The organism is Escherichia sp. WS1451 (assembly GCF_046487365.1).
In the GTDB taxonomy this organism is placed as follows: domain Bacteria; phylum Pseudomonadota; class Gammaproteobacteria; order Enterobacterales; family Enterobacteriaceae; genus Escherichia; species Escherichia coli.
The window spans coordinates 91,153-107,842 of sequence record NZ_JBJQJP010000014.1 but is presented as its reverse complement, the minus strand read 5'-3'; the positions used below and the strand labels follow the sequence as shown (position 1 = coordinate 107,842).

Here is a 16,690-nt window from a genome sequence, read left to right as displayed (position 1 = left end):
ATACGCTTCTTCGGTGATCAATATGGCAAATATTGTTACGTGCAAAACAAAGGACGGCGAAACAGTCCAGTATGTTGACGAGGTAATTGGTTCGGGCTCGATGAAGGATGTTTACTTCTCGCCTGATAAATCATACGTCGTCGCTTTTTATCATAAACCGCAGAACGAGCAGGCCCGGGATCGGATTGATATGATCACCGGACGCTACAGGCAAAACATTTTTGGCCAGTCCGGAGGTGAATACTGGAAGGACCTGTTTTGCTGGCCGACCCACGTTGTTGAGCATGGGGATAAAATCGGCATCGTGGTTCCAACCTACAAAAGCTACTTTTTCTTTAAATACGGCTCTAAAAACGATGATTTTCTTGGCATAAAAGGCCGTGAAAAGGAAGGCAAATGGTTTGCCAGCGCCAGCAACCAGAATAAATTTCTCGACCCACGTGAACGAGGCAATACGCTTACCTATCTCAAGGTCTGTCTGCTGCTAACAAGAGCCGTCAGAAGGATGCATGCGGCAGGTCTCTGTCACAGCGATCTAAGCTATAAAAACGTGCTTATCGATCCAGAAATGGGACATGCCTGCATCATTGACGTAGACGGCCTGGTTGTCCCTGGAAAGTATCCTCCCGACGTCGTGGGCACCCCGGATTTTATCGCTCCGGAAGTGGTGAAAACCAGCCATCTTTCCAAAGAGGATCCGAACCGCGTATTGCCAAGCATTTCTACTGACCGTCATGCGCTGTCGGTGCTTATCTACATGTATCTGTTCTTCCGTCATCCGCTACGTGGCGGAAAAATACATGACATGTCGGATGAAGTACGTGATGAGACCTTATCTATGGGTGAGAAGGCACTCTTCATTGAACATCCGACAGACAAAAGCAATGCAGTCAAAGTCAGTCAGCTATCCTCCTTTTCACTGCCCTGGGCTGACCCGGAGAAAATTCCTTACACCATCATGGGCCCTTATTTGACGCCTTTGTTTGAACGCGCCTTTATTGATGGCTTACACGATGCCAATAAACGCCCGACCGCCGATGAGTGGGAAAGTGCCCTGGTTAAAACAGTCGATCTGATACAGCCCTGCCAGAACAAGGCGTGTGAACAGAAATGGTACGTTTTCTCAGGTAAGACAAAGCCGGTTTGTCCCTACTGCGGTACGCCATACAAGGGTAAATTACCGGTTCTAAATTTATATTCATCCCGAAAGGAAGGCAGTTATCGTCCTGACGACCACCGGTTGATGGTGTGGAGCGGGCAGTCAATCTATGCGTGGCATGTGAATCGCCTCATTGCGCCAAATGAGCGCACAACCGATGCACAAAGGAAACGAGTTGGGTATTTTGTTTTCCATAACGATCAGTGGTGGTTAGTAAATGAAGGCATAAATGGGCTTATGTCATTACCGGATAAACGACAGATTGCCATTGGGGAAAAAATTGAACTGACGAATAACGCTCAGTTTGTTCTGTCAAAGGAGGAAGGCGGCAGGCTGGTCGTCGTTCAGTTAGTTGAAAACTAACGGACGCCCATTACGACTAAAACGTTCTGGCAGCATACTGAACCTGTTTAATGAATCACTATATTAAGCAGTGTCAAATTTAAGCTGCCAGAAAAAACTGACTGTCTGTGCCGGATATGCGGTACACCGCCTGCGGCAAGGGTTTAATGCGCAAAGCCCAAGTTATTTATAAAAGTGAATAATTTTGTGACTCTACCCTGCCGCTCTTCTTTCCAGTGTCATGGTTTTTAACATCTGAAATACTGACATTGTTAAGCCGGTGATTGTAAAAGGCGATGCGGACAATCTCATGAAGATATTCAAGTTCGTTTTGTGTCAAGGACTGGCCTTCCTGGGTTTTTGAAATCATTTCCTGCCAGCAGATCAGTCTTTCGTAACTGACATGTTCGCTGTTTTCCAGGCAGTGCAACCTGAAATAGCGAAGGAACAAAGGAAATTCATCGGTCTGAGCGATGTCATAAGCCCGAACCGTTAACCGACACAGACATACAATCGTATCCTGCTGTAACCTGACTAGCGCGTTATGACTGCCCGGAAGGATATCAGGCAATTTCATCTTACAGTCAGCAAGGCGCTGAAGAAGAGGCCCTTCCTCTGAAGGCTCCCGTCCCCGATACTCCTGAAGAGGTTCAGATTCAAGTTCATGCATTAATGGATGATATAGCCATTCCCGGGAACTGGTCTCATCAATGATCAGGCTTTCAATGCACTCACTGTATGTTGTTTTACGTCGCCCGAGCTGCACCTGACTGATTTCATATTCAATATCAGGAAGATCGATACGCAATGCGGCAACTCTTTCGGAAGGATGAAGATGGTCAAAGGTTAACTTCTCTGAAATGCTGCGATCCCTGTCCAGAAAGACGGCCACACATAAATCATTAACCTTTACGAACAGATCAGCTGTGCCTCCGAACATACTGCCGCTTCCACTAACCTCATTCAGTGAAACCGGCCCACCATCGTCGCCAGCGAGAAGATTTGGGAAACCAAGAACCTGGTGCTCGTTGATGACTTCAATAATCTTTCCCCGGATGGCTTCCATCAGACCATCACAGTCACCGGCTACAGCTGTACTGTGTGAGAAATGCCAAAGCTTGACCTCCCCCTGCTTTGCTAACAGATCAGTTTTGCAAGCGGGGCAGATGCAGTTACAGTCAATACCCCGGCTGACCTCTGTAATATCTAAAAAGAGTCCTGATTCTCGCTGGAGTCCAAATGGAATACCAAATGTATAACTCTTACGCATGGCTGCACCCCGTTTTTGATAATGATTCAAACTATATCCGAAATAACGGAGGAGGATTTCTGTAAAACGTATTAAAAGAAATGATTTTTCCGTCTTCCAGATTAATGTTTGACAAAAATCAAATGAGAGCCTTACAAATATTGAGAGAGAAGTTTAGGTAAAGTAACTTTTATCACTTCTAATAAAATGAAGGAGAATATCGGATGTATTTAGCAGTGGGCTTGGCTTATGATTAAAGTTTTTCTCCGAACTTAATAAACAACTTTAAAAGACAGGCTATTACAATGCCTTTAGCCCCGAAAGGGGCATAAACTATTTTCAAATCTAGGCACAGTCTTTTTGTTGTGCCAATATTAATAATTACTCGCGAACAAAGGTCCACACACTCGCAGGAACTTTGTCATATAACTTTTTCATTGTCAGTTCGGCTTTACGATGATCATAAGCACCAGAAATTTCAAGAGAGGCGACACCCGAGTTTTTTTCACATAACCTTTCAAATACTTTTTCGAGCGTTTCGAACGAACTACACTTACGGAATTTCATTAAATAAGACTGCTTTGTGTCAGACATAATCAACCTTCTTTAGACAGGCCTCAACTGGCCAGGGATAATCTTAATATCATTTTTCACTTAAGCCTAACGATTTCACAACCTTTTTCGTTGTTTCCACCCTGTTCATAACCAGGTACATGAGTGCTAAAATGACCTGTAATTAAAACCAGTGTATCCCGGTGAGCAGGATGAAGAATCAATCAGTGATCAGACAGTTTTCGGAAAGCGAATTGCATCAGCAGCTGGAAACGTTCGGCAACCATGATAAACAGCTTTCACGCTTGATCCGTTACTTTTCCCATCTGAGATACAACACTGCTAAAACCTATCTGCACTGGCTACGAGTATGGAACGAATGGTATCTGGCGAATGCCCGGTTGCATACAGACTGGCCAGTAAGTTCGCTCCCCGTGTCTGAGGACGCTCTGCTTGCGTTTATGGGGCATCTTGAAGGCAAATTGTCACGAAGCAGCATAAACAGCTGTCTTCAGGCCTTAAATAGTATCCATAAAAAAGGGCTTAACCTGCCCGGGATTATTACGTCTGAAGCATGGTACATGCTGGAAGCCTTAAAACAATCGGAAGCCCGGAAGCGAAAGACGACTAAACAGGCAACTCCCTTTCTTATTGGCGATCTCAAGGCTCTGATAAAGTTACGCAGTACTACAAACTCAGTTCGTAAACTTCGTGACCTGTGCCTGATCTGGACAGGCTTTGAAACACTGCTCCGTTCATCCGAAATTCGACGTATACGTCTGAAAGATCTGTCTCTGGATAGTATGACCGGTGAATTTAACCTGACGGTATACCGTACAAAAACGAACATTAGTACACTTCTTACCTACCGGCTGACACGTCAGTTAACTAACTGCCTCTTGAGATTGATGAACCTCGTGAAAATGGATCAGCACAGTCATCCGGATGAATTCCTTTTCCAGGCCGTAAATTTCCATGATACAGGCTATATGCCACCCGGCTGGAAGCTTCGGAGTAAGGGGAATGAGCTATCTGAACTTCTTAAAAGGCATAACCTACCCTATCGTGCTAAGCAAAGTCTTCTGAACGATGAAGATGAAGAAGACACTGTGGACGATGCCGGTATGCTCAGCAAAAATTCCCTTTTACGAGCATTTAAAGAGATGTGGAATGAGCTTTATCCAAATGAGACTAAAACTCGTTACTGGACAGGGCACAGCGTTCGTGTAGGCGGAGCGATACAGCTAAATATTGAAGGTTACTCGCTACCACAGATTATGGAAATGGGGAACTGGTCGAATGAAGAAATGGTTATGCGCTACATTCGTAATATTGAAGCTGGTAAAAAAGCAATGATCAAGCTTATGCGAAATGCCTTTGATGAATAGCGCCCTCACGGGCGCATAACTTTATTTTTTCTTGAACGGGTTAAGTCTGGTGAGATTAGAGAGTGCCCCTCCCGGAGGCAAAATTCCCGTTCTTTTATATTTGTACACGCCATTTAATTTCATTGTCTGGATTCCAAGATTAATAAGCGTGACAAGTTTAAGGGTATACAGAAGTGTAAATTGTGGAGCAACCTGAATAAAAACCAATAACAAGCCTGCACACATTACACGTAGCCATGCCGCGTACTCCATGCTCAGCGGACGCTTGAAATAGAATCTTTCGAGCAAATCAACTGTCTTATTACTGATCCACGCCGCCGCCACGGAGAGTAACAACACGATGCACACCATAATGCCCAGTTCCATTTTCACTCCCTTCTCTTTTAGTCTCTTTAAGTTGAGGCTTAGCCACAGTAGTTTTGTTTTTTGCTTTTTTCTTAGGTTTGGTATGATGAAACAGAAAACAATCCACCATTACCCAACCATTTTTATATCGAGCCACCAGCATCTTCTGGCTGGGGTAATGAGCATGAAACAGCATTTTCACGTCCATGGTGCCCATCAACGACTGTTTGCGCTTTAGCTCATCCTCAGCCATCTGAAATTCTTGTAAGAATTCTGAAGACAGACGCTGACGCAGGATTCTTATGGCACTGGAGTTTTCATCATTCTTTGCCAGATGCCCGAAGCGTACTAGTGCCTTGTGGGTTATCTGGATGGGTCCCAGATGAGAGCTGAGCTGTTCGTACTGCCAGAAGTAGGTCAAATCCACCTTAACCCAGCTGATGCTGTCCAGCAGAGCCTCGTTCATGATGGTTCCGGACATTGGTACCATTGTCAGCCTGGCCAGACGCATATGTATGTAGTCCGTAAGCAACCTCAGCGACTCAGGAACGTTTTTATTGAGCAGGAGATGCTGAAGCACCGGGGTTGCGGTCTGCCAACACAGATTGCGCCCGTCAGGCAGGAAAGCAAACTTTTGATCGTCAGGCGCAGAGTTCGAAGCGTTTTCCTTACGAAGCAAAAAATAATGGCCGCACAGCAGCTCTGCTCTTACCTGGTCCTCGTCAGGGTCATGTCGGGCTTTACTTAGATCAACGGTAAGCACAACGCGGTTAATCGCATCAGCGTGATATTTTTTTACCCAGACGCAGACACGATAGAGACGCTCATCGATTTTCTGGCTGGCTGTGGAAATCCATTGCATTGTTGTTCCTTAATTTTCGGGGCTGACAATGAAAATGCCCAGCTCAGCCCCCGGCACGAGTTCTGTATATTTCAGGCTCAGCTTCCGTTGGTTGGACGGGCCCTGGCTGTTTTCAGGAGCCCAGTCAGAGAGCGTTTTTAATTGAGGTATGTTGCCTGCTGCGAAAATGGGCAAGGATGCTTTTACTACTGAATAATCAGTCTCAGCATATTTATTCCCGTTTCGTTCCTGCCCTTCAGGCCTAAATGCAAAAATGTGAGCAATCGGAACAGGGAAAGAGTTAGTTCGACAAAGGCGATAAGATTCGCCCTGCTTCAGTGGGTGAAATTCAAGACGGTGTAAAGCCTTATCGATATTAGACACGACATTCAAATTGGTAGTTGCTACATTTTTTACTTCTGAGGCTCTCCTGCGCTCCAACAAACTCACAAGTTGCTCTGCTGTTTTAACTTCCTGGTTTCGGTTTAGCCGCCATGAAAAAGTAACTTTTTTAAGCTGGGACTTGATGAAAAGGACATTTCTTGTTGAGTGCATAGCGACAAGGCCCGGGAGCTTCTTGTGCACTTTATCAAAACGGACATTCTTTTTATTATCGATACGCCTCATTGCCGCAGCAAAATCATTTTTTGCTTCATTTATAGATGTGATCAAGCTTTCGAGAAGATCTGCTCTTTCTGGGACAATGATAAGACCCGGGTATTTAGTGGTCACTTTGGTGGAATCATGACTTAATGACTCTATGTCATCCACACAGATGTCAGTAAGTGCCTGAATAATTTCCTCAACCGAAGCATCGTCTTTAACACTAACCCTGATGGGTTTAACCTGCTTCAGTCGCTCTTCTGTTCGAGATACGGTGGAGACAGTCATCAGGTTTGCCATCAGCGGGGGGGTGTTCGAAAGAAAACACTTAAGCGAGTCGATACGTTCCAGAATCTGGTCACGAAAATAGGGCAAATCGTCATAACTCATACGTTTCTCCAGGCTCATGTTATTTCAAATCAATTTTGCTGCCCTGGCTGACCTTGCAGAACATAAATGTCATGTAAACCTCTAAAGAAGTCATTTTGAAACAGCTTTCACAGCATGCGATTTATGTTCGATAGGGCTCATGAACAAAGGATGATAATGGAGACGCCATGGATAGTGGATAGTCTTACCCACCTGGGTGATCCGATTGAGGCGAAAACGACCATTTATACAGTCAACTGACCAAAGCCCGGGAGAAACTAACCTCTTCCAGCGGTAAAAAGAGAAACCTGCAACACAGAGGTCATGCTCCAGGAAATGTTGAGTTTCGACGACGCGAACTTTTATCAAAAACCCCAGCATTGGCGAAAACCAGATCAACAACCATGTTGGCGGCAGGATGACTTTGTTCAGGAGATGATCTGTCATAAGCAAGGCAGATAACATCAGAAAACTGATAGTCAACCACAGGGCCATCCAACCGGCCCATACGCGGCTCTGACAGGGTTTCCATTCGAGAAGAAAAAGTTTTTTATGCATTCTGCCCCGCCTAATTTTAATGTATTGCCGAAGTATGCTGCATCATGATGGTGGTGCGGGGAAAGATTTCAAACTTCCACAATTCTGAAGCCGTGTTCCAACCATGAAAGATCCCGTCTCCACAGCGAGTGTTAAAAGCAAGAATTTCATCCCTGACCTGGTAAGCGAGCACTTCTGGCATATCAATAAATTCAGGTAAGGAAAGAAGAATCCCATGGATAACTTCTCCGGTTAACTTACTCATAACCTCTTCCTCAGACAGGGCAGCGTCCGGGAACAAACACGACGGAAGTGAAAAACAACATAGGTCAAGACCAAGAGCAGCCCTTCCTGCGTCGTAGCCTTCTTCATTAACGACAAAACGAAAGAATTTTTCAGCCTCACCCAGTAATGTTGACGGTCCTTCAGACGGAACTTCAATACCACTGAAGACTTTATCGGTCCAGTTGGTAAATGGACTGGTGAAAACCCAACAAATTAAGGATAACGCCAGCTCTTCCTTAAACATACGTTCAGTGCCGGTTGTTCTGGAAAGTTGCTTTTGAGTACTCATGTTTTACCTGTTGCATGAAATTATTGATGTTATATAAACACAACCGGCATTTTATCTAATAGGTTTGAAAACACTAAAAATCGCAAATGCTGGTACCTTTCTGTTTTAAGAGATTTTCAAGGTAAAGTGAGGCGAGATCAATTGGCTGGTTCTCTTCAAGACAGGCTCGCACAAGATCTTCAATAGAGACCGAATCAACCCCCCTTCCCTGTAAAATTTCTTTAGCAGATGCCAGCGTTTTATGAACGCTTCGACTTAGTTGTAATCTGACTTGTGTGCGGGTATCAAAAAGACAATCTTCTGTGACACTTTGTGAAACGGTTCTACTCATTGAAAAATCACTCCATTTCTGGGATCGAATGAAAATTAACAGCTATAGATGTATCAGGTTTCCCATTTTCTACGATACTCAACCACGTACGCGCTGAGATTTGTTGTTCACAGACGAGTATGTAACCTGTTCCCTGTTGATGATGTAGCTCAAGAGCTTTTAGGATAGGCCCTGAATGAGGTCCGAGAGCATCACGCGTGTGAATAAGCGTTTGCTCTGGCAATACGTTGCTAAGCATAGACAGCAGAACATTACGCTCATCCTCATTATCCGACAAAACAAGAATTATACGAAAACCCGTTTTTATACGAAATCTGATCTCTGAAACTAACTTTCTTAATCTTAATTTATATATGACCAGGCGGAATCGAGTCATCAGTAAAGAAACCACTGTGAAGATAACGATTACTGCGCCATATTTTGACCTGTAGAACCACCAGTTAAGGCCTCCAGCAACTATCAGGATTAACATTAAAATTAAACTCCCATAGAAAAAAAGTGCTGGGTAGCGAGTTGTCTTTCCTTCAATTAGTGCTGAGGCAAATATCAAAATGGATATTCCGTAAATTACCCAGTCAAAAATACTTTCTCCAATCATTCTTTAGTGAACATCCTTAAAAGTGGAAATGTAGGTTTATGGGTTTATGCATTTTCCTGATGGCCTTGACAACCAAGGATTTCACAGAAATTGTCACAGTGTGAAGCTGTAACAAAGCGCTCTCCACGTTCGAATCGCTCAACCAAATCCTTTCTTACTTCACTTCCAGGTTTCTGGAAGATGTACTCAAGCTGGAGATCCTCGGCCGTAGAAAGTAGTCGTTCTATGCTGAAATCAACATGGTAAAAGCAAAACTGATTATCAACCGGGGGAAAGTTGCTTTTGGTACTGTTCTCGTTTTTGGATTTTAGTTCATTCATGAGCTCTCCTTGGTTGAGAACAGTATACAAATCTCTTTAGGGATTTTTTTTCGTTAATAGCACTTTTTTGAGTTTAAAGAGTATGTTCATACCAGAGCATTAGAGGCTACGAAAAGGATAATGGAATTAGAAAGATAGATTTTAAGTGGTGATGTAAGGTGGGATAGGTAGAAGAGGAGTAGACGCTTGTAAGCGAGGCAAAAAAAAGGCACGGAAACCGTGCCATAAGAGTATGTGAGAAAAAATCAAAATCAGGGAAAGAATCAAGCAGCTTGTGAAACTGAATCTCCAACTGCAAGATTTAAATTTCTTAGGTTATCGAAAACTTCAGATACTAAGTCATTACGGTCGTGGATTTTAATCCGCCCACCGGTTAACTCTGAAACATAAACGGTATGGCAGAGGTCAGTAACCACTTCGCCGTATTCATCAACGACTTCCAAAGATGCAATCATCGGAATATAAGAAGCCGCAGCATAGCTCTCATAAATACTTATTATGGAGTCATTGTTGCGTCGAGAAATTACCCTACCAGAAGGTAAAGCCTCATCTTCCATATAGCAATCAGATAGGTCCTCACAGAAGTCATTTTCTTTAAGTGAAATATTAAGGGTCAATTCACTGTTGATAGAGCGTGAATAAGAATATTCACTCAGTTTATAGCAAGCCAAACTAATATCACTAAAAGTTTCATAAGCTTTATAGAGGCTCGATGTTATAGACTCAGATACAAATGTTATTAGTCCAATAAAATGAGTATCCCAGAACTGTTGCAAAGCAAAACGGGCAATCATAACCTGACCATCAACCTGCATCAGTCTGTTATATTCATCCCGGTCATAACCTTTCGACTGAGAAACATCATTAGACATGCTAAGAACTTCACTACAAACATCATCATATTCAAAACGACTAGTTGCAAAGTGTTTTCCTGAAATTTCAAGGTACTGACCAGAGACTGCGTCAAACACCTCAAGAAAGTAACAGAGTCGCGATTTTAAAGATTCTCTGTTTAAAGCTTCTATTTCATTCTCAGAGATACTATCGACATATAAATCAACAACATTCTTGAGTTCAATAGCTTTGATATTACAGGTAAAAGAAAGCTCGTCACTTTGACAATGGCAAACACTTAATACTATATCCGCCTCATCAAAATCTATGCCAAGATAACTCAGAACTGCTCGGACATAGTTTTTATCATCAGATGAATGTGTCATATACACTACCTCGAATTTGAGAGGAAGTGCCCCAGAAGGGAAGCGACTTCCCCACTGGGTTAGATAAAAATTTGGTTAAGCTAAAAGAAGATGCCAGCGACAGATTTTACATTGTCATAGACAAGTGTCTTCAGCCAACCAAAGTTACTTTTTTGGACTGAAGCAAAAGGATCATTGAGACGCGTTACGAAAATCGTCAAAAGCTTCAGTTATTAGTAATGTGCGATCAGTTACTCTGTATCGGTCATTACTTTCGAGAGATACGTAAGTTGAATGCGAAGAATCACAGACAACACGCCCTCTTTTATTGATCAATCTTACTTCCATCATCACCGGCACATTGATAATTGAAGCAACATCGGTATAGAGGGATATGAGGGCATCATTGTCACAATATAACGCCCCGTTCCCATCAAATGTATCGTTAAACTTAATATATATATCTGGCATATTTGCCGGATAATCATCAGTATTGAAATCAATGCATAACTTTAAGTCATCATTAATACGGCGATTAATCTTATGCTGCCCTACACGTACAAAGCCATGTTCAACAGCTTTGATAATCCTTAAAGTTTCATTAAGACAATCTGTAATTCTTTTCTCGACAAATGAGATAAAGTCACCAAAGTCGGAATGAAAAAACTGTTTAAGTGCAAATTTCGCAACTAACACTTTCCCATCCACCTTCATTTTATCGAGATAAAGATTTCTTATAGCATCAGTAGAAGAATTAGCTTTAGATAACTCTTCACAGTCATTAATAATCATTGAAACAATATCAATAACTTTAACTGGGCTTAAAGTATTACTATATCCGCGAATATCAAACGTAAAAAATCCGAAATTCTTAAATACTCCAAGAAAATAAATTATTTTTTGTTTCAAAAGAATAGAATCGGAGTAAGATGCGTTGTGCTTTATTAGCTCAGATATGTAGAGATCCAACATACAATTTAAATTATCGATATCTACATCGTAATCAAAGGTTACTTTGTCGAACGAAGTATCAGATAATTGAACGGTTATATCGTCAGCGGAAACATTAAGGCCTAAATTTTGATAAAGAAAGGCACTAACAAATTCCACGTGGTCAGATTCTTTAAACATTTACACTACCTCATGACTAAAAAGGAAGTGCTTCCCACCGGGAAGCAGGTTCCCGGATGGGTTAGATTAATTATAAAAGAGTTCTTCAGAAGGTACATGCATTTCTGGTTTGAACTGTTTTAAGGAGTTGTTTATAGCTTTTCGATATAACCCTGAAGAGTGTGGCTTAAACATTTGATATTCCGTAACGAGCAGAGGAGACGTAAAGCATCCTAAGTTCACTAGTGAAATACTTGATGTTTCTTCACAAACATCTAATTCAGCGTATATCCGCCTCTTCATTACCCTGCCTGCTAAATAGCGACGAACATGATTTATAAACTTGTCCGCATCTGATATAGAATTAACTATATAATCAGATGTGACTATCTGATTAGATACAGTTTCAGGTATAGCTTCGGCTATTATTTTTACGTTCATTTCATAATCAACACTATGGAAGCAAGCAAGAATTTGTGGCTTCGCGCTTTCTAAAATCTTTTCAAGAACAGAAAAAATCAGAGAGAACTCGTTTAAAATTCGCTTTTGTATAAGTCCATGTAGATGTTTTATGAAAGGAGAACCGTGTTCAACAAGGCCTAGTATAAGATCCTTAGAGGCCAAATCTGAGCGGTAATAAACGTATTCTAGATTATCCCGGTTAAATCCTTTGAAAAGCAAATCAGGCTGCTCTGAGACCAGTCGTAAATGAGTTGAAGCTATAGAAACTTCAAAACGAAAGTTCGCGAGATTTACAGGACCTGCTTTTAATGTAGCCGCTTCGGAAAAATAAATGAAAAGAGGATGCAAATCATCGTTACCACTGTAAAGATGGTCTGCACCCTTAAGATATTTCACCAAATGAGGTAGAAAAGATATTACTGGAATATCAGCCACAAATCGAATATGCCGAAATGGTTTTGAATCCAAATATATATTTTCCACTACAGCGCCAACAAAACCCATTTTAACAAGAATAGATTCAACTAACTTTTGTATAGCATTCATTTCAATACCCTCTTAATAGAGGGATTTCTCCCATAGGGAGAAATCCCTATGGGAGAAAATAATTTTAATTAATAATTATAGCGAAGCGCATGTTCTTTTTCACTAAGATGGTTTTCATATTCCGACTTACCAGAACTTAAACACTCTTTGAAAAAGACCTTTGAAAAATTCTTCAAGTCACTTCGGTTATTAATTTCTTTGTCAGACATCAACTTAGCTGAGTGTGAGGTATCAACAGGCCCCAACCACCATTCATATTTAATATAAACACAATTGGTTTGTGTATGTCCATTTAGAAATCGTTTTGCATTTCTAAGTATTTTTCTACAACCGTTAAGGTCTGAAAGTAAGATATCTGGAGCAATGAGCTCTTCCAGAATATGACCAGGTAAGCCTTTCCTAAAAAGCTCAACATCGTAACTACAATACCAGTCACGATAATTAAAAGCTTTAATAAGTCTTTCAGGTGTATCCAAAGATATCTTATTCAGGATTTTTAATGCAAAGCATACAGCATCTTTTAACAACTCGTGCACCTCAACATTGATAAATGAGAAAAACGAGCTTAATTCTTTCTCTAAGGAATTATACAACTTACCGTAAATATCCTGAGAAAAAAGATACTGCAATCTTTCTTTATTATAAGTGCAATTCGAAATTGAATAGACTTCTCCTCTTTCGATTTTGCACCCTTCCCTTAAAACTATAGGAAACCTCAAATGGTTAACAAAGAAAGAATGATTCTTTCTTTGCTTCAAAGCATCTAATTGAAATTTCGTAATTTCCTCCAGATTTGCATCTTCAAAACCTGGAAAGGGAATATCACAGAAACAAGAACTATATGCTTTTGCTGATTCATACATAAACTCCAGTGAAACATCAGCATCAAAAGACATACCAGAGAACATGCCCTGCCCATTGTCTAAAAATGTAATGTTTTTAACCTGTATTTTTTTATGTTGAACAACCAAAAAGGCATTAATGATTTTTTCGATAATTTTCATGTGATCCTCTCTCAATAAAAAAAGGGATCACTCCCATATGGGGTGTGATCCCCACATGGGTATAATTTAATTAAAAATCTGTAAGACCTAAATCTTTATTTCTACCACAAACTGTAGAAGATATAAGACGTTTTACTCGCTTTCGAGCACTTCGGCCTGACGTATCTTTCAAGTACATCGGTAATGACAATGATGAAATTTGATTACTTCGCTTATGATGGCAGACTATATAGCCCTGCCTCCACCCCGAACGCACAAACTCACGGATGCGGTTAATATATGCCGAAGCTTGAGATTTTGTACTTATCGATTCAGAACACTTTAAGTTCTGTTCGATAGAGTAAAGCTCAGCCGCCATGAATTTCACCTCATACAGCTCATCGCCATAACTTATAGTTTTCAACAGCTCTTCCTTTTCCCGAATGAAAAATACTTGCTGCATTCCAAGGATCAGGTCATAGGCCTCTCGAAAGAGGTCGATAAGCTTATTACGAACATAAATCATAAACTCCTCAAAGTGCTGAAGCCAGAAATAAGCCGCATTACTTATTTGTGAATTGTGAGAACAAACAAGCCCTTTAGCAAGCTCGACCTCTTCCTCCCGAAAAGTAAAGTTACTTTTCTTAAACCGACTTTGTTCAAAAATGCTTTGATGCATTTCTATCCATACAGAAACAAAACCGAGGGATTCAAATTCTTCGTTTAACAAATGTAAACTTTCGAAGATTTTCTGAATTTCGATCCCGATGTCATATGACAGTGGACATTCTTTTATAGAATAAACATAACCGGGTAGGAAGTGAGATAAATGCTCAGTTCGCAAATATAAACTGAATTTAAGTTCTGTCAGTGGTTGTTTCAAAGATAACTTAGATGATTCGCTTATATTTACTGGTTCAACGCCATTTCTAATCAAAATAGCTTTTACCAGGTCCGTAGCTAACTTCATACAGCCTCCATTCGTTATTGAGGCCTCCCTGATGCAGGTTGGCCATCAGGGAAAATATGTAAATCAATTAGCAATCAATCAGACCGTTGCCATGACATTGTCAATGTATCTGACAAGGGATGGGCGGTCGTCCTGTAAGGCAAAACGGCGAAGGTCATCAAGATTATACGCAGGAAGATAATCAGCGTAACCTCGAATACGAAGGTCCTCAACCACAACTTTTATATACTCAAATCGTCCAAGATTCCCTTTTAATGGGGGTTTTCCTGGACTAGACAGCATATCGTCTGCTTGCTCCCATGTGATTTCTTTAGCTTCACCACTATGTAGATCAAGATGGACATATATGAATGACTTATAATCTCCACGGCAACGAAGATAATATTTCGGATAGAAATATTTGTCACAACGCAACAAACACGTTCCTGAAGGACGAACTACGTACAACAGGTTTCTGTCATTTTCTAATATGCTATGTTTCAAAATCGTTATATCTATCTCATTATCATGCAGCAAATAGCATGACGATGGTTCATTGACGATGCGCGATTTTATAACAGCAGCAAATTTATTAAAAACTTCGTTAATTTGAAAATTCATTAAAATGCTCTCCGATGTAAAACGACGAGCATCACCATAACGGTAATACTCCCGTTATGGGTTTTAATAGTTTATGGAATAACCATGTCATACAACCGACCATAGCCAGTAGTACCGCACATTTATTTAACTGAGCAAGCATCTCAGCCGTGAAAAGACCTTAAAGGCAGGTAATTATCACGAAGGAAAGCGGTTATCTTATCAATACAATTTTAAAATATAATATTGATAAGATAACCCCCCCCGCAAAAAGCGGGGGAGTTATCGTTGTTACAGCTGATTAAGACATTCAGGAGCCCAGTGAATCGGGAATCCATCCTGCCCTGTTAACTGGAGAACATCGTTCCAGTCGATACCCTTTTTCCCATCAGGAATATCTTGTGCTGGTTCGAAGACTTCAATTGTCAGCTTTGATGCGGGATATCGTTTAGCCAAAAACTCAACCATGCGGCTTTGAAGTCGCTGAGCAGCTTCAATACCGGCACGAGTGCCTTGTGAGTTAGCAATATCCTTATCCGCCCAGATATAAAAGTTTATAGATTTTACATCCGGCGGAGGCAGTAAAAAATCAGGAACAGTAACGTTTTCAAGGCACCATGCGGAGCTGGCTGCCCAGCATGGTGTTGAAGTCGCTTCTACAACAGAAAGCGCGTTCTCGATCCCTTCAGCCACTCCCAGTGTCCAGGTCGAACTACCTGAATCATAGTGAGGGTCAAACAACTGAATTGAGCCACCTGTCATATCGGCAGGAGGCTTCATCATCAGCTTTGGATTTTCTACAGGTGCCTTATCACCATTTTTGTCTACGTATGTTCTATGAATAGTCAGAGGCCGACCTCGGGTGTCACGATAGATCGCAATCATTCCCGGATAGATAATCGATTTCTGCTTATCTTTATCCCAATAGTAGATCCGGTTATTAAAGCCTAAATCCTTTGGTAAGTGACTCAGTAAGCGGGAGATCCCACGATTACGGAGGTACAAAGCAACAGGAGTATTAGGCTTGATTTCACCGGTATAGTGATACATCACATCAAGTTTTCGCATTCGCTTTGCCACTTCCTCTCGGTCAAGAGTTTCTGTGGCACGAACTGCTGATTTATAGCGTCGTTCATTTTCAATGTCGGCGTCAGTTAACGGAGCATGCAGATCCATCCCGAAAAAATCTGAGAGAATCTTTTTGCAAGTCTGCGTTTTACTTAATTCATAATATTTCGCCAGAACATCAATTCCGTCGCAAAACTCATTTACCGGAAAGTCATTATGGATCGCACATCCGGTATAAAGGTCTTTTTGTCGGAAACGAAACTTCGATTTCCCTGCGCCAGTAAACGGGCAAGGAACCTGGCTCGGGGCTTTTGCACAAGCGTCTTTGAAAGCAGGTATTCTTTCGAATATATACTTCCAGCCAGACACTTCAGCAATTCGAGCATGAACGAGTTTAATAAAGTGTTCAGATACTTCCTGTGGATTACGACGAAGAGCCGGGGATGCATAAGTCATGATGATCTCTCTTATCTGGCATTGTGAGTTTCTCAATGCCTTCTGCGGTGCAGAAGACAGGGAGAAACCCACAACGCAGAATTTAAGAAAGAGGGCCCGGGGGCCCTCA

19 protein-coding genes are annotated in these 16,690 nt (G+C 41.5%); 2 read left to right on the top strand and 17 right to left on the bottom strand.

The window, feature by feature from the left end:
* The first annotated feature begins 22 nt into the window (after positions 1-22).
* The gene (locus ACJHX7_RS17780; RefSeq protein ID WP_001284313.1) at positions 23-1,522 is read left to right on the top strand and encodes a helix-hairpin-helix domain-containing protein; all 1,500 of its coding nucleotides are present in this window, start codon (positions 23-25) and stop codon (positions 1,520-1,522) included.
* Positions 1,523-1,688: 166 nt separating this feature from the next.
* On the opposite strand, the gene ACJHX7_RS17775 is transcribed toward ACJHX7_RS17780, so the two are convergent.
* Together ACJHX7_RS17775 and ACJHX7_RS17770 are read right to left on the bottom strand one after the other, a co-directional pair.
* Positions 1,689-2,771: a hypothetical protein gene (locus ACJHX7_RS17775; RefSeq protein WP_001232449.1), complete on the bottom strand. Its 1,083-nt coding sequence runs from the start codon at positions 2,769-2,771 to the stop codon at positions 1,689-1,691.
* Positions 2,772-3,131: 360 nt separating this feature from the next.
* Positions 3,132-3,344, bottom strand: coding sequence for an Hha/YmoA family nucleoid-associated regulatory protein (locus ACJHX7_RS17770; protein ID WP_001285422.1), 213 nt, complete (start codon positions 3,342-3,344; stop codon positions 3,132-3,134).
* 170 nt (positions 3,345-3,514) lie between these two features.
* On the opposite strand from ACJHX7_RS17770, the gene ACJHX7_RS17765 reads away from it, so the two are divergent.
* Positions 3,515-4,690 carry a tyrosine-type recombinase/integrase gene (locus tag ACJHX7_RS17765; protein ID WP_000795947.1) on the top strand — a complete coding sequence of 392 codons (1,176 nt, stop codon included), beginning with the start codon at positions 3,515-3,517 and terminating at the stop codon, positions 4,688-4,690.
* 21 nt (positions 4,691-4,711) lie between these two features.
* On the opposite strand, the gene ACJHX7_RS17760 is transcribed toward ACJHX7_RS17765, so the two are convergent.
* The 15 genes from ACJHX7_RS17760 to ACJHX7_RS17690 all read right to left on the bottom strand — a co-directional run bounded on the left by ACJHX7_RS17760 (position 4,712) and on the right by ACJHX7_RS17690 (position 16,581).
* A complete protein-coding gene (locus tag ACJHX7_RS17760; RefSeq protein ID WP_001805195.1) occupies positions 4,712-5,056 on the bottom strand; it encodes a hypothetical protein in 345 nt (114 codons plus the stop codon).
* Positions 4,992-5,897: a hypothetical protein gene (locus ACJHX7_RS17755; protein ID WP_001198594.1), complete on the bottom strand. Its 906-nt coding sequence runs from the start codon at positions 5,895-5,897 to the stop codon at positions 4,992-4,994. The genes ACJHX7_RS17760 and ACJHX7_RS17755 overlap by 65 nt, the downstream gene beginning before the upstream one ends.
* Before the next feature lie 9 nt (positions 5,898-5,906).
* Positions 5,907-6,869, bottom strand: coding sequence for a DNA replication terminus site-binding protein (locus ACJHX7_RS17750; RefSeq protein WP_000119427.1), 963 nt, complete (start codon positions 6,867-6,869; stop codon positions 5,907-5,909).
* Between the two features lie 90 nt (positions 6,870-6,959).
* Positions 6,960-7,406, bottom strand: a complete 447-nt coding sequence (locus ACJHX7_RS17745) for a hypothetical protein (protein WP_000549069.1) — start codon at positions 7,404-7,406, stop codon at positions 6,960-6,962.
* Positions 7,407-7,422: 16 nt separating this feature from the next.
* Positions 7,423-7,959 (bottom strand): hypothetical protein, encoded by a 537-nt coding sequence (locus tag ACJHX7_RS17740; protein ID WP_000107168.1) that lies wholly within the window; start codon positions 7,957-7,959, stop codon positions 7,423-7,425.
* A 73-nt stretch (positions 7,960-8,032) separates the two neighbouring features.
* Positions 8,033-8,290 carry a hypothetical protein gene (locus ACJHX7_RS17735; RefSeq protein ID WP_001371933.1) on the bottom strand — a complete coding sequence of 86 codons (258 nt, stop codon included), beginning with the start codon at positions 8,288-8,290 and terminating at the stop codon, positions 8,033-8,035.
* Positions 8,291-8,297: 7 nt separating this feature from the next.
* On the bottom strand, positions 8,298-8,888 hold the full coding sequence (locus ACJHX7_RS17730; RefSeq protein ID WP_000578892.1) for a hypothetical protein: 591 nt from the start codon (positions 8,886-8,888) through the stop codon (positions 8,298-8,300).
* Positions 8,889-8,932: 44 nt separating this feature from the next.
* Positions 8,933-9,208 carry a hypothetical protein gene (locus ACJHX7_RS17725; RefSeq protein WP_001004201.1) on the bottom strand — a complete coding sequence of 92 codons (276 nt, stop codon included), beginning with the start codon at positions 9,206-9,208 and terminating at the stop codon, positions 8,933-8,935.
* Positions 9,209-9,471: 263 nt separating this feature from the next.
* Positions 9,472-10,428 (bottom strand): hypothetical protein, encoded by a 957-nt coding sequence (locus ACJHX7_RS17720; RefSeq protein ID WP_046788424.1) that lies wholly within the window; start codon positions 10,426-10,428, stop codon positions 9,472-9,474.
* A 171-nt stretch (positions 10,429-10,599) separates the two neighbouring features.
* The gene (locus ACJHX7_RS17715) at positions 10,600-11,538 is read right to left on the bottom strand and encodes a hypothetical protein (RefSeq protein ID WP_000472043.1); all 939 of its coding nucleotides are present in this window, start codon (positions 11,536-11,538) and stop codon (positions 10,600-10,602) included.
* Between the two features lie 66 nt (positions 11,539-11,604).
* Positions 11,605-12,525: a hypothetical protein gene (locus ACJHX7_RS17710; RefSeq protein ID WP_000991699.1), complete on the bottom strand. Its 921-nt coding sequence runs from the start codon at positions 12,523-12,525 to the stop codon at positions 11,605-11,607.
* 68 nt (positions 12,526-12,593) lie between these two features.
* Complete coding sequence (locus ACJHX7_RS17705; RefSeq protein WP_000691118.1) at positions 12,594-13,529, bottom strand: hypothetical protein; 936 nt, start codon at positions 13,527-13,529, stop codon at positions 12,594-12,596.
* Positions 13,530-13,599: 70 nt separating this feature from the next.
* Positions 13,600-14,478 carry a hypothetical protein gene (locus ACJHX7_RS17700; RefSeq protein ID WP_000762004.1) on the bottom strand — a complete coding sequence of 293 codons (879 nt, stop codon included), beginning with the start codon at positions 14,476-14,478 and terminating at the stop codon, positions 13,600-13,602.
* A gap of 78 nt (positions 14,479-14,556) precedes the next feature.
* Positions 14,557-15,078: a hypothetical protein gene (locus ACJHX7_RS17695; protein WP_001010933.1), complete on the bottom strand. Its 522-nt coding sequence runs from the start codon at positions 15,076-15,078 to the stop codon at positions 14,557-14,559.
* A gap of 270 nt (positions 15,079-15,348) precedes the next feature.
* Complete coding sequence (locus tag ACJHX7_RS17690) at positions 15,349-16,581, bottom strand: toprim domain-containing protein (RefSeq protein ID WP_000220381.1); 1,233 nt, start codon at positions 16,579-16,581, stop codon at positions 15,349-15,351.
* Between the last annotated feature and the right edge of the window lie 109 nt (positions 16,582-16,690).

Bases quoted from the DNA above. Each gene is read 5' to 3' on its own strand.
- ACJHX7_RS17765 (WP_000795947.1), top strand. From the start codon at position 3,515: ATGAAGAATCAATCAGTGATCAGACAGTTTTCGGAAAGCGAATTGCAT.
- ACJHX7_RS17735 (WP_001371933.1), bottom strand. From the start codon at position 8,290: ATGAGTAGAACCGTTTCACAAAGTGTCACAGAAGATTGTCTTTTTGAT.
- ACJHX7_RS17705 (WP_000691118.1), bottom strand. From the start codon at position 13,529: ATGAAAATTATCGAAAAAATCATTAATGCCTTTTTGGTTGTTCAACAT.
- ACJHX7_RS17700 (WP_000762004.1), bottom strand. From the start codon at position 14,478: ATGAAGTTAGCTACGGACCTGGTAAAAGCTATTTTGATTAGAAATGGC.
- ACJHX7_RS17740 (WP_000107168.1), bottom strand. From the start codon at position 7,959: ATGAGTACTCAAAAGCAACTTTCCAGAACAACCGGCACTGAACGTATG.
- ACJHX7_RS17780 (WP_001284313.1), top strand. From the start codon at position 23: ATGGCAAATATTGTTACGTGCAAAACAAAGGACGGCGAAACAGTCCAG.
- ACJHX7_RS17770 (WP_001285422.1), bottom strand. From the start codon at position 3,344: ATGTCTGACACAAAGCAGTCTTATTTAATGAAATTCCGTAAGTGTAGT.
- ACJHX7_RS17730 (WP_000578892.1), bottom strand. From the start codon at position 8,888: ATGATTGGAGAAAGTATTTTTGACTGGGTAATTTACGGAATATCCATT.
- ACJHX7_RS17750 (WP_000119427.1), bottom strand. From the start codon at position 6,869: ATGAGTTATGACGATTTGCCCTATTTTCGTGACCAGATTCTGGAACGT.
- ACJHX7_RS17725 (WP_001004201.1), bottom strand. From the start codon at position 9,208: ATGAATGAACTAAAATCCAAAAACGAGAACAGTACCAAAAGCAACTTT.
- ACJHX7_RS17720 (WP_046788424.1), bottom strand. From the start codon at position 10,428: ATGACACATTCATCTGATGATAAAAACTATGTCCGAGCAGTTCTGAGT.
- ACJHX7_RS17760 (WP_001805195.1), bottom strand. From the start codon at position 5,056: ATGGAACTGGGCATTATGGTGTGCATCGTGTTGTTACTCTCCGTGGCG.
- ACJHX7_RS17690 (WP_000220381.1), bottom strand. From the start codon at position 16,581: ATGACTTATGCATCCCCGGCTCTTCGTCGTAATCCACAGGAAGTATCT.
- ACJHX7_RS17745 (WP_000549069.1), bottom strand. From the start codon at position 7,406: ATGCATAAAAAACTTTTTCTTCTCGAATGGAAACCCTGTCAGAGCCGC.
- ACJHX7_RS17710 (WP_000991699.1), bottom strand. From the start codon at position 12,525: ATGAATGCTATACAAAAGTTAGTTGAATCTATTCTTGTTAAAATGGGT.
- ACJHX7_RS17755 (WP_001198594.1), bottom strand. From the start codon at position 5,897: ATGCAATGGATTTCCACAGCCAGCCAGAAAATCGATGAGCGTCTCTAT.
- ACJHX7_RS17695 (WP_001010933.1), bottom strand. From the start codon at position 15,078: ATGAATTTTCAAATTAACGAAGTTTTTAATAAATTTGCTGCTGTTATA.
- ACJHX7_RS17715 (WP_000472043.1), bottom strand. From the start codon at position 11,538: ATGTTTAAAGAATCTGACCACGTGGAATTTGTTAGTGCCTTTCTTTAT.
- ACJHX7_RS17775 (WP_001232449.1), bottom strand. From the start codon at position 2,771: ATGCGTAAGAGTTATACATTTGGTATTCCATTTGGACTCCAGCGAGAA.